Source organism: Actinomadura geliboluensis, from assembly GCF_005889745.1.
In the GTDB taxonomy this organism is placed as follows: Bacteria; Actinomycetota; Actinomycetes; order Streptosporangiales; family Streptosporangiaceae; genus Spirillospora; species Spirillospora geliboluensis.
This window is the reverse complement of the sequence record NZ_VCKZ01000045.1, coordinates 20,207-31,704: the sequence shown is the minus strand read 5'-3', so window position 1 is coordinate 31,704 and position 11,498 is coordinate 20,207. Positions and strand designations below refer to the sequence as shown.

Here is an 11,498-nt window from a genome sequence, read left to right as displayed (position 1 = left end):
GGGGAGCGGGGGGTGGTCGCATGGGCCGGCCTCTCTCAGCGGGAGCCTGAAAGCGCTTTCTCGATGCCGCCGGCCGTGCCCGCGAGCCAGTCGAAGGCCGCGTCCTGCATGGTCCGGTCGAACTCGTGGCCGGCGTCGAAGAACGCGCCGGTGTAGCGGCCGGGCGCGTCCCGGTAGGCGCCGGTGATCTGGCGGTGCGCGCGCCGCACGCCCTCGGCGGGGAAGGAGCGGGTCGGGGCGCGGGTGCGCGGGCCGAACCCGACCGTCCACGACAGCTCCTCGCCCGCCAGGTCGCCGTCGGTCCAGCGGCGCTCGACGCGGACGTCCGCGGCGCTCAGCGCCAGCACCCCGAGGGCGTCGCGGAGGCGCTCGGGCAGGTCGGGGCCGGGCGTGGGGAACAGGCCGCGCTGGCGGGCGGCGATGCCGGCCAGGCCCGCGAAGCCGCCGGCCATCAGTCCGCCACCCGGGTGCCGCCAGCGGTGAGGGCGACGGGCGTGCCGGTCGCCGCGGACCGGTCGGCGGACACCCCGATCAGCACGCTCGCGACGCCCGCGCGGTACCCGGCCTGCCGGGCGAGCGGATCGTCCGACGCGCCGCGGAACACGTCGTCGAGGAGCAGGGCGTCGCCGCCGCCGTGCGCGCCCGCGCCGCCCCCGATCGCGATCTCCTCCGGCTCCCGCCAGTGCCGGTGCAGGACGAGCCGCTCGGACGCCCCGGCGGCGTGCTCCTTCCCGGACGCGGTCGGGTCGATCGCGGCGTGCGGCGGCGTCCACGCCCGCTCGACGACGTCCAGTTCCAGCCGCCCGGCGGTGCCGTTGACAACGGCGCGGTAGCCCTCCGCCGGCGCGTGCGCGTTGAGGGAGTAGGTGAGCAGCGCCCCGCCCTCGTAGCGGACGAGGACGGCCATGTTGTCGTCGATCGTCACGCCCTCGCCGAACACGTCCTGGTCGCGGATGTAGCCGTCCTCGTGCTCGGCGTCCAGGTACAGGCGCGTCAGCCGGGGGTCGGCGGACAGGTCGAGCAGGAAGGGGTCGGTGCCGAGGCGCGGCGCGTTGCGCGCCCGCGCGGGACGGTCGGCGAGGCCGCGCGCGCGGGCGTTGGCGGCGCCGTAGAAGCGCAGCGAGGTCTGCGCGTAGACCGACGCCGGGGCGTCGGCGATCCACCAGTTCACGAGGTCGAAGTGGTGGGTGGACTTGTGCACCAGCAGGCCGCCCGAGTTCGCCTTGTCCCGGTGCCAGCGGCGGAAGTAGTCGGCGCCGTGGATGGTGTCGAGCGACCAGTCGAAGTGGACGGAGGTGACGTCGCCGATCGCGCCGTCGGCGATCAGCCGGCGGACGGCGCTGTTGCGCGGCGAGTAGCGGTAGTTGAAGGTCACGATGAGCCGGCCGGTGCTCCGCTCGGCCGCGTCGGCGATGGCCGCGCAGTCCTCGGCGGTGGTGCACAGCGGCTTCTCCACGACGACGTCCTTGCCGGCGTCGAGGGCGGCGACCACGTAGCGGGCGTGGGCGGCGTCGACCGTGGCGACCACCACGGCGTCGGCGAGCCCGAGCATCGCGCCGAACTCCTCGGGCGCGAAGCACGGCACGTCGCGGCCGATGCGGTCGAGGTGGTAGCGCAGGCGGGTGCGGTTGGGGTCGCAGAGCGCGGCGATCTCGCCGGTGTCGCTCCACGCGCCGAGCAGCGCGTCCACGTACATCTGCGCGCGGTGGCCGAGCCCGACGAAGGCGTATCGCATGGTGCGGAGACTCCCGGATCAGGTGGCGCCGCCGGGGCGCCGAGCGGCGGGGCGGCGCCGTGCGGCCCGGCCCGTTCGCACGGGCCGCACGGCGCGTCATGGGTGTTCCCGGACTCCCGCCCGCTACTGGGACAGGGCGGTGTTGGCCTCGGTGAGGAAGGTCTTGGCGGCCGCGTCCGGCTCGGCCTTGCCGAACAGCACCGAGTCGGTGGCGCGCTTGAGGATGTCCTCCATCTCCATCGCGCCCTTGGGCGGGACGACGATCGGGCTGAGGTCGTTCTTGATCGAGTCCATGAAGGCCAGCACCTTCTGGTCGGCCGGCGACAGCTTGGTCTTGATCGCCTCGATGACCTCGGCATTGGTGGGCAGGCCGCGGTCGCTGAGCAGGATCGCCCCGGCAGCCGGGTCGTTGACGAGGAAGTCCACGAACTTCTGCGCGGCGGCGGCCTCCTCGGACCGGGCCGAGATCGTGTAGTACATCGCCGGCTGCAGGAACATGCCCGAGGCGGTGGCGCCCGGCGACTTCGGCATGCGCATCAGGTCCAGCTCCTGGCCGGAGCCCTTGGTCAGCGCGTCGAGCTGGTTGCTCCACCAGCTTCCGAAAGCGCTTTCGTTGGTGGCGAGCAGCGCCTGGTCGACCTTGGTGCCGGTCTCCAGCATCTCGGCGGCGCCCGGCCCCGCCTTCGCGTCGATGATCTTCTGCAGCAGCGCCCACCAGTCCTTGATGGTCTGCTCGGACAGGGCGACCTTGCCGCCGGCGTAGAACTGCTCGCCGCGCTGCGCGGCGAAGATCTGCAGGAACGCCGGGTTCTCGTTGTACTCGGTGCCCCAGACCTTGCCGCCGCTCTTCTCGGTCACCCGCTGGGAGAGCGAGATGTAGTCGTCCCAGGTCCAGGTCTTGTCGTCGGGGGCCTGCTGGCCGTACTTCTTCAGCGTCGCCTTGTTGACGACCATCGGGAACGCGTTGACGCCCGTCGGGATCGCGTACTGCTTGCCCTCGACCTGCCCGGCCTTGAGGACGCCCTGGTCGAGGCCGGCGGTGTCGACCTTCCCGGACACGTCGGCGAGGATGCCGCGGCCCGCGTACTCCGCCAGGCCGCGGATCTCGATCGACATCACATCGGGGGCGTCGCCGGCCGCGGTCTTGGTGGCCAGCTTCTCGTAGTAGCTGTCCCAGTCGGAGAAGTCGCCCTCGACGTCGATCGCCGGGTTCTTCTTCTCGAACTCGGCGATGGCCGCCTCGGTCAGCTTCTGCCGGGAGTCGCTTCCCCAGTAGGAGAAGACGACCTTCGTCCTGCCGCTCGACCCGTCATCGCCGCCGCCGCAGGCGGTGGCCGATATCGCGACGGCGGCGACGGCGGCGGCCGCCAGGATGCGTTTCATTTCTCGTGTACCTCCGGGGGGACGGAAGGGAGGGAGGGCTACTTGAGCCCGGTGGTGGCCATGCCTCGGACGAGGTACTTCTGGCCGGCCAGGAAGAAGCCGAAGATCGGCCCGAGCGAGACGATCGACATCGCGAACATCGGCCCCCACGAGGAGTCGCCGCTGGAGTCCAGGAACTGGCGCAGCGCCACCGGGGCCGTGAGGTTGTCGGAGTTGGTCAGGTAGAGGTTCTGGGTGAAGAAGTCGTTCCACGTCCAGATGAAGGTGAAGATCGCCGTGGTGGCCAGCGCGGGCACGCACAGCGGCATCACCACCTGCAGGAACGTGCGGAAGTGCCCGGCGCCGTCGATCGCCGCCGCCTCGTCCAGCTCCCGGGGGAGGGTGCGGATGAACTGCACCATCAGGAAGATGAAGAACGCGTCGGTGGCGAGGAACTTGGGCACCACGATCGGCCAGATCGTGTTGATCCAGTCGATCTTGCTGAACACGATGTACTGCGGCACGACCGTGACGTGGTGCGGCAGCATGATCGAGACCAGCATGATCGCGAACCACAGCCTCTTGAGCGGGAACTCCAGCCGGGCGAACGCGTAGGCCGCCAGCGAGCAGGCGAGCAGGTTGCCGACCACCGCGAGGCCGGTGATGACCGCCGAGTTCCACAGGTAGTAGCCGAAGGAGTGCTTCAGCGCGTCCCAGCCGCCGGCGTAGTTGTCGCCGGTGACCTCGGTGGGGACCAGTCCGGGCTCCCGGAAGATCAGCTCCTCGGGCTTGACCGAGCTGGAGATCATCCAGAGCAGCGGGTAGAGCATGAACAGCCCGAACACGATCAGCAGCAGGTGCTTGGTCAGCCGCGAGGCGGGCCGGAACAGCACCGGCGTGCGGTCGCCCGGCGCGCGCTTACTTGTCGTCGCCATAGAAGACCCAGAATCGAGACATGAGGAAGTTGACGGCGGTCAGGGCCCCGATGATGAGCAGCAGCACCCAGGCCATGGCCGCCGCGTAGCCCATCTCGTAGTTCTTGAAGCCCTTGATGTAGAGGTAGAGCGTGTAGAAGAGGGTCGAGTCGACCGGCCCGCCGTTGCCGCCGCTGACGACGAACGACTGCGTGAACGACTGGAACGACTTGATCACTTCGAGCACGGCGTTGAAGAAGATGATCGGCGTGAGCAGCGGCAGCGTGATCGAGCGGAACTGCCGGACCCGGCCGGCGCCGTCGACGCGGGCGGCCTCGTAGAGGTTGTGCGGGATCTGCCGCAGCCCGGCGAGGAAGATGACCATCGGGGCGCCGAACGTCCAGACGTGCAGGATGATCAGCGTCCAGAGCGCGGTGTCCGGGCTCGTGACCCAGCCCTGGCCGTGGTAGCCGAACCAGCCGAGGAAGGTGTTGACGATCCCGTCCGTGCCGAAGATCTTCCGCCACAGGATCGAGATCGCCACGCTCCCGCCGAGCAGCGACGGCAGGTAGAAGACCGACCGGTAGAACGACAGCCCGCGCAGCCCCTTGTCCAGCGCCATCGCCAGCCCGAGGGCGAAGGCGAGCTGGAGCGGGACGGACACGACGACGTAGGTGGTCGTGACCTTGAGGGAGTTGATGTAGCGGTCGTCGGCCGTGAACATCGTGTCGTAGTTGTCCAGGCCGACCCAGTGGGCCTGGCTCAGCAGGCTGTAGTCGGTGAACGACAGGTACAGCGAGGCGATCATCGGGCCGAGCGTGATCGCGAACAGCCCGAGGAACCAGGGCGCCAGGAACAGGTAGGCGGCCCATGCCTGCGAGCGGGCGCGGGAGCTCTTGCGGCGGCGGGTCCGGGGTCGGCGCGGGCCCGCCGGCGCGGCGGGCGCGACCGCGGGCTCGGCCGTCCCCGGCGCCTTGGCGGCCGCAGCGGGCCTCAGCGTCATCACTGGCCCTTCGGTGAGTCGGAAGTGGTTGAGATAGCGCTTTCTTAGCGCGTGGCCGGAGATGACGTCAACCCTTTGCAGTGACCTTCCTCACGCGTGATTGTGACCAGTTCCAGATAAGCCCAGGTCAGAGGCATATCCACTGTCGCGCCACATGCGTGTCTGCTAGAAGTCCTGCACTCGTTACTACAACCGTTTGCAGTCTTACGGCGCGTGGAACCGGTAGGTCGTGGCCGACGTGCGCTCCTCGCCGGGCCGCAGCACGGCGGAGGGGAACGCCGGCCGGTTCGGCGCGTCCGGGAAGCGCTGGGTCTCCAGGCACAGGCCCGCGAACGGGCCGTACGGGGTGGCGTCGCCGTCCAGCATGTGGCCGGTGTAGAACTGGACGCCCGGCTCGGTCGTGGTGACCTCCATCGACCGGCCGCTCACCGGGTCGGTGACCGCGATCCGGCCCTGGAGGACGTAGCAGTGGTCGTAGCGGCCGCCGCGCCGCGCGTCCACCCGGGTGGGCGCGGTGAAGTCGAACGGCGTCCCGGCCACCGGGGCCTGCTCGCCGGTCGGGATCTTGCCCTCGTCCACCGGCAGGTACCGGTCGGCCTCCATCGCCACGACGTGCCCCCGCACGTCGCCCGCCCCCGCCAGGTTGAAGTAGGAGTGGTTGGTCAGGTTCACCACCGTGGGGGCGTCGGTCGTGGCCCGGTACTCCAGGCGCAGCGCGTCGCCGTCCAGGACGTACCGGACGCGGGCCGTGAGCTCGCCGGGGTACCCCTCCTCGCCGTCGGGGCTCACCAGGGAGAGCACCAGGTCCGCGGGCCCCGCCGACTCGGCCCGCCACACCCGCTTGTCGAAGCCGCGGACGCCGCCGTGCAGGCTGTGCGCGCCGTTGTTGGCCGCGAGCCGGTACTCCCTGCCGTCGAGGGTGAACCGGGCGCGGGCGATGCGGTTGCCGTACCGGCCGACGACCGCGCCGAAGTAGCGGCTGCGGTGGAGGTAGTCCTCCAGCGTGCCGAGGCCGAGCACGACGTCGGTGCCGTCCGCCACCTGGAGCCGCTGCACGATCGCGCCGTAGGTGAGGACCGCGACGCGCAGCCGCCCGTTGTCCAGCACGTACCGGTCGACCCGCTCGCCGTCCGGGGTCGTGCCGAAGCTCTCGGCGGCGGCGGGGGCGCCGGCGGCGTCGTTGGATCTCATGGGATGCCTTTCGGGGGAGCGGTGGTCTCGCGGACCACGAGATGGGTCTCCAGGAGGGTCGCGGCGCTCATCGAGGTGATGAGCAGGTCGACGGCCATGCGCCCGGCGTCGGCCGTGGGCATGGCGACCGTGGTGAGCTTGGGCCGGTACAGGCGGCCGGTGATGCTGTCGTCGATGCCGATCACGCTGACGTCGCCGGGCACGCTCACGCCCAGCTCGTCGAGCCCCTCGATGAGGCCGATCGCGACGAGGTCGTTGTAGGCGAGCACGCCCGTCACCCCCGCCGCCGCGACCTGGGCGGCGACGGCGGTGCCGCCCTCCTCGGTGGGGGCGTTGGGGCCGATGACGACGGTGTCGAGGCCGGGCACGTCCGCGACCGCCTTGCGGATCTCGCCGCTGGTCCACGAGCCGGCCGGCCCCGCGACCAGGGCGACGCGCCGGTGGCCGAGCCCCGCGAGGTGCTCCATGGCGGTGCGGGCGCCGCGGGCGACGTCCATGAGGACGGTCGTCACGCCGCGCAGCCTCCGGTTGACCAGCACGGACGGGATCGTCCCGACCAGCTTCTCCAGGGCCTTGTTCGACGCGCGGGGGCTGCACAGCACGACGCCGTCGACCTGCTTGGAGAAGGCCAGGACGAGCTCCTCCTCCTTGGCGGGGTCCTCGTCGGTGTCGGCGACGAACAGGTGGTAGTCCCGGGCGCGGGCGGCGGCCTGCGCGGCCTTGATGAGCGGGGGGAAGAACGGGTTCGCCAGGTCGGCCACGATCAGCCCGAGGTTGCCGGTCCGCCCCGTGGTGAGCGACCGCGCCGCCCGGTTCGGCCGGTAGCCCAGCTCCTCCGCCGCTGAGAGGACGCGCGTCCGCGTCTCGGCGTTCACCATGTGCGGCGCGGAGAAGGTCCGCGACACCGTCGACACGTGTACGCCGCATGCGCGGGCGACGTCCCGGATAGTCACTGCCATGGCGCCCACTCTAACGCAACCGTTTGCAAGGAGGCGATGATCAATAGTGTCGTTTGCGCTGGTCGCACGATGGGCGCTTGACGGCCCGGCGGTGTTGGCGCGATCGTTACTGCAACTGGTTGCAGACCCTCCGAAGGAGTCCATGCGGTGAGCAGAGTGCTCGTCACCGGAAGCGCGGGCCGACTGGGCCGCAGCGTCGTCACCACGCTGGCGGCGGCCGGCCACGAGGTGATCGGCGTCGACACCGCCCCCGGCACGCCCCTGGACGCCGCCGGGACACTACCGGCCGATCTCACCGACCTCGGCGAGGCCCACTCGGTGGTCGCCCGGTTCCGGCCGGACGCGGTCGTCCACCTCGCCGCGATCGCCGTCCCCTTCGGCCGGACCGACGCCACCACGTTCCGCGTCAACACCCAGCTCGCGTTCAACGTCTGCGCGGCGTCGGTGGCGCTCGGCGTGGCGCGGCTCGCCGTCGCGAGCAGCCCGACCGTGATCGGCTACGGCGCGCCCGGCGGCTGGACCCCCGACTACCTGCCGCTCGACGAGGAGCACCCGGCGCGGCCCTGGAACGCCTACAGCCTGTCCAAGCTCGTCGCCGAGCAGACCATGCGGACGTTCGCGCGCTCCGGCACCGGCACGCGGATGGCCGCGTTCCGCCCCTGCTTCGTCATCGCGCCGGAGGAGTGGGAGGGCGCGCCGACCCAGTCCGGGCACACCCTGCGCGAGCGGCTCGACCGGCCCGAGATCGGCGGCGTCTCGCTGTTCAACTACCTCGACGCCCGCGACGCCGGCGAGTTCATCGGCGCCCTCCTCGACCGGCTGCCCCACCTGGAGCGCAACGGCGAGGTGTTCTTCGCCGGCGCCGGCGACGCGCTCGCCCGCGAACCGCTCGCCGAGCTGCTGCCCCGCCTCCACCCGGAGACCAAGGAGGCCGCGGGCGCGCTCACCGGCACGTCCCCGGCCTTCTCCGCCGCCAAGGCCGAGCGGCTGCTCGGCTGGTCCGCCAAGCGCAGCTGGCGCACCGAACTCGTCTGAGAGGGACCGGCATGATCAAGGATCTGGCCGTCGAGCTGCGGACGGTGCCGCTGGCCCGGCCCTGGGGCGCGGACGTCCCGAGCAACCACGTCCTCTTCGTCACGCTCACGCTGGACGACGGCCGCTCGGGGACCGGGATCTCCTGGACCCCGCAGATCGGGGCGCACGCGGTCAAGGCGCTGCTGGAGCACGACGTCCGCGACGCGGTGATCGGGCTCCCGCCGCATCCGGGCCTCGTGTGGGACCGGCTGTCGGCCCGCCTCGGCGAGGCGGGGCGGTCGGGGATCGTCCCCATCGCCCTCGCCGGGGTCGACCTCGCGCTGTGGGACCTGGAGTGCGGGGACCGCTCCCTCGCGGACGTCCTCGGGCCGCGCCGCGAGAGCGTCCCGGTGTACGGCAGCGGCATCAACCGCCACTACCCGCTGGACGAGCTGACCGCGCAGGCCGCCCGGTGGGCCGCCGCCGGGCACCCCGCCGTCAAGGTCAAGGTCGGGCTGCCCGCGCTCGCCGACGACGTCGCGCGGGTCGCCGCCGTCCGCGAGGTCATCGGCCCGGACACCGCGCTGATGATCGACGCGAACCAGCGCTGGGACCTGCACCGGGCCAGGACGGCGCTGCGCGCGCTGGAGCGGTTCGACCTGTTCTGGGTCGAGGAGCCGCTGCCCGCCGACGACCTCGCCGCCCATGTGGAGCTGCGCCGCAGTGTGGGCACGCCGATCGCGGTGGGCGAGAACATCGCGACCGCGCACGGCTTCCGCGACCTGCTGACCGCCGGTGCCTGCGACGTCGTCCAGCCGAACGCGGTCCGGGTCGGCGGCATCACCCCGTTCCTGCGGATCGCCGACCTCGCCCGCGTCTTCGACGTGCCGGTCTACCCGCACCTGCTCACCGAGCTGTCCGGGCAGCTGGCGCTCGCGCTGCACCACCCCGCGATGGTGGAGCTGCCGGAGGACGCCACACTCACCGACCTGGGGCTGCTCGCCGACCCGTCCCCGGTGGAGATCACCGGCAGCGAGCTGCGCGCGACGGGCGCGCCCACGCGGTGGACGGCGGAGGCGGCGCGATGAGGCCGGTGCGGGTCGTCGTGGCCGGGGTCAACGGCTACGGCCGCCACCACCTGGAGAACGTCCGGCGGCTGGCCGCCGCGGGCCGGGCCGAGCTGGCCGGGGTGTGCGACGTCCGGCCGCCGTCCGGCCTCGGCGTGCCCGTCTCGGCCGACCTTCCGGCGCTGATCCGGGAGACCGGGGCGGAGGCGGCGGTGATCGCCACCCCGATCCACACCCACGCCCCGCTGGCGGTGGCCGCGCTCCGCGCCGGAGCGCACGTGCTGCTGGAGAAGCCGCCCGCCCCCTCGGTCGCGGAGTTCGAGGCGATCTCCGCCGCGGTGGCCGAGACGGGGCTCGGCTGCCAGGTCGGGTTCCAGTCGCTCGGCTCGGCGGCGGTCCCGGCGGCGCGGGACGCGCTCGGCGAGCCGGTCCGCGCGATCGGGGTGGCCGGGGCGTGGACGCGGCCGTTCGGCTACTACACCCGGTCGCCGTGGGCGGGCCGCCGCCGGCTCGACGGCGTCGACGTCATGGACGGCGCGCTCACCAACCCCTTCGCCCACGCCGCCGCGTCCGCCCTCGCCGTCGCCGGGGCCGACACGGTCGGCTCCGTCGCCGGGATCGAGCTGGAGCTGCACCGCGCCAACGCCATCGAGTCCGACGACACCTCCAGCGCCCGGCTGCGGCTCGCCGACGGCACCGTCATCGCGATCACCGTCTCGCTGTGCTCCGGCGGGCGCACCGAGCCCTACCTGCATCTGCACGGCGAGCACCGGTCGGCGCGCTTCTTCTACACCCTCGACGAGATCGAGTCCGGCGGGGTCCGCACCGGATACGGTCGCACGGACCTGCTCGGCAACCTCATCGCGCACATCCGCGGCGGCGCCGAGCTGCTCGTCCCGCTCGCGCGCACCGGCGGCTTCACCCGGCTGCTCGACGAGATCCGGCGCGCCCCCGACCCGCGGCCGGTCGACGCGCGGTTCGTCCGCCGCGAGCCGTCCCGGCTGGTCCTGCCCGGCATCGAGGCCCTCGCCGTGCGCGCGGCCGAGGACCTCGCCACCCTGTCCGAGCTGGGCTTCCCCGGCAGCCTCGGCGCGGTCGAGGCGCCGTGGCCGCGCCCGCGGCTGCGGGTGGACGGGAAGGACGTCGCCGACTACGTCCAGCGCGGCGACCTGCAGGTCACCGACGCGCCCCGGCCCCATCTGCACCCCGTCCGCACCCTCGGCGGGACGGTCGTCACCGAGACCCGGCCGGACGACCATGTCCACCACTTCGGGGCGGGCATCGCGGTCTCCGACGTCGACGGGGCCAACTTCTGGGGCGGCTCCACCTACGTGCCAGGCGAAGGCCCGCGGATGCTGCCCAACCACGGGCGGCAGCGGCGCCGCACGCTCCGGCCCGTCGACGGCGGCTACGCCGAGAGCCTCGACTGGGTCGGCCCGGACGGCACCGTCCTGGCCGCCGAGGAGCGCACCCTCACCGCCCGCCCCGTCTCGGGCGCGTGGGCGCTGGACGTCGCGTTCAGCCTGACCGGCCGGACGGGGAAGCCGCTCGTCCTGCAAAGCTCAGCCTGCAAGGGCCGGACGGGCGCCGGCTATGGTGGGTTCTTCTGGCGCGCACCCAAGGACTCCGCCGGCATCGCCGTCTTCACCGGTGAGGCGTCGGGGGAGGAGGCCGTGCACGGCAGCGTCACCCCCTGGCTGGCACTGACCTCGGACGCGTGGAGCCTGGTGTTCGTCCAGACCACGGGGCTCGACCCCTGGTTCGTGAGGGTCGCCGAATACCCCGGCGTCGGCCCGGCCCTGGCCTGGGACGCCCCGCTGACCGTCCCCGACCGGCTCGACCGCGCGGTGACCGTGGTGGTCGCCGACGGGCGGCTCACCCCCGGCCAGGCCCGCGACCTCGCCGCCGAGGGGACGGCCCGGTGAGGGTGTTCATCGCCGGAGACTCCACCGCCGCGGACTACCCGTCGGGGCAGGCGCCGCAGGCGGGCGGCAGGCGCTCACGGCGCTGCTGGACGTCACGGTCGTCAACGCCGCCAACTACCCGCGCGGCAGCGCCGACGACACCCACTTCACGGCCGCCGGGGCGATCGAGGCCGCCCGGCCGCTGCTGGCGGAGGCCGGTCCGCTGCTGCCGCCCGCCGCCCGCACCCCCGCCGACCTGACCTGGAGATCCCCGATGCCGGTCCGGAGCATCGACGTGCGCTCGGGCCGCCTCCGCGCGGAGCACGCCGCGGCCACCCGCAGGAGGCGG

11 protein-coding genes are annotated in these 11,498 nt (G+C 72.8%); 3 read left to right on the top strand and 8 right to left on the bottom strand.

What is annotated here, in order from left to right; all coding sequences use genetic code 11:
• Positions 1–35 precede the first annotated feature (35 nt).
• From ETD96_RS09410 to ETD96_RS09380, 7 genes are all read right to left on the bottom strand, one after another.
• The gene (locus ETD96_RS09410; RefSeq protein ID WP_138635922.1) at positions 36–452 is read right to left on the bottom strand and encodes a hypothetical protein; all 417 of its coding nucleotides are present in this window, start codon (positions 450–452) and stop codon (positions 36–38) included.
• Entirely contained in the window at positions 452–1,735 is a 1,284-nt protein-coding gene (locus tag ETD96_RS09405; protein WP_138635921.1) for a Gfo/Idh/MocA family protein, read from the bottom strand. The genes ETD96_RS09410 and ETD96_RS09405 overlap by 1 nt, the downstream gene beginning before the upstream one ends.
• 123 nt (positions 1,736–1,858) lie before the next feature.
• On the bottom strand, positions 1,859–3,118 hold the full coding sequence (locus tag ETD96_RS09400) for an ABC transporter substrate-binding protein (RefSeq protein WP_138635920.1): 1,260 nt from the start codon (positions 3,116–3,118) through the stop codon (positions 1,859–1,861).
• 38 nt (positions 3,119–3,156) lie between these two features.
• Positions 3,157–4,032: a carbohydrate ABC transporter permease gene (locus tag ETD96_RS09395; protein ID WP_138635919.1), complete on the bottom strand. Its 876-nt coding sequence runs from the start codon at positions 4,030–4,032 to the stop codon at positions 3,157–3,159.
• A complete protein-coding gene (locus ETD96_RS09390) occupies positions 4,016–5,014 on the bottom strand; it encodes a carbohydrate ABC transporter permease (protein ID WP_138635918.1) in 999 nt (332 codons plus the stop codon). The genes ETD96_RS09395 and ETD96_RS09390 overlap by 17 nt, the downstream gene beginning before the upstream one ends.
• 204 nt (positions 5,015–5,218) lie before the next feature.
• Positions 5,219–6,205, bottom strand: coding sequence for an aldose epimerase family protein (locus ETD96_RS09385; RefSeq protein ID WP_138635917.1), 987 nt, complete (start codon positions 6,203–6,205; stop codon positions 5,219–5,221).
• Positions 6,202–7,164, bottom strand: coding sequence for a LacI family DNA-binding transcriptional regulator (locus ETD96_RS09380; protein WP_138635916.1), 963 nt, complete (start codon positions 7,162–7,164; stop codon positions 6,202–6,204). The genes ETD96_RS09385 and ETD96_RS09380 overlap by 4 nt, the downstream gene beginning before the upstream one ends.
• 147 nt (positions 7,165–7,311) lie before the next feature.
• Here ETD96_RS09380 and ETD96_RS09375 point away from each other — a divergent pair, with 147 nt between their 5' ends.
• From ETD96_RS09375 to ETD96_RS47515, 3 genes are read left to right on the top strand one after another with little or no spacing between them, the layout of a single operon-like run.
• Positions 7,312–8,199: an NAD-dependent epimerase/dehydratase family protein gene (locus ETD96_RS09375; protein WP_138635915.1), complete on the top strand. Its 888-nt coding sequence runs from the start codon at positions 7,312–7,314 to the stop codon at positions 8,197–8,199.
• An 11-nt stretch (positions 8,200–8,210) separates the two neighbouring features.
• Positions 8,211–9,266: a mandelate racemase/muconate lactonizing enzyme family protein gene (locus ETD96_RS09370; RefSeq protein ID WP_138635914.1), complete on the top strand. Its 1,056-nt coding sequence runs from the start codon at positions 8,211–8,213 to the stop codon at positions 9,264–9,266.
• Positions 9,263–11,170, top strand: coding sequence for a DUF6807 family protein (locus ETD96_RS47515; protein WP_138635913.1), 1,908 nt, complete (start codon positions 9,263–9,265; stop codon positions 11,168–11,170). Before ETD96_RS09370 ends, ETD96_RS47515 begins: the two co-directional genes overlap by 4 nt.
• Before the next feature lie 114 nt (positions 11,171–11,284).
• Here ETD96_RS47515 and ETD96_RS44525 read toward each other — a convergent pair whose 3' ends face one another.
• The gene (locus ETD96_RS44525; protein WP_171068942.1) at positions 11,285–11,440 is read right to left on the bottom strand and encodes a hypothetical protein; all 156 of its coding nucleotides are present in this window, start codon (positions 11,438–11,440) and stop codon (positions 11,285–11,287) included.
• Positions 11,441–11,498 lie beyond the last annotated feature (58 nt).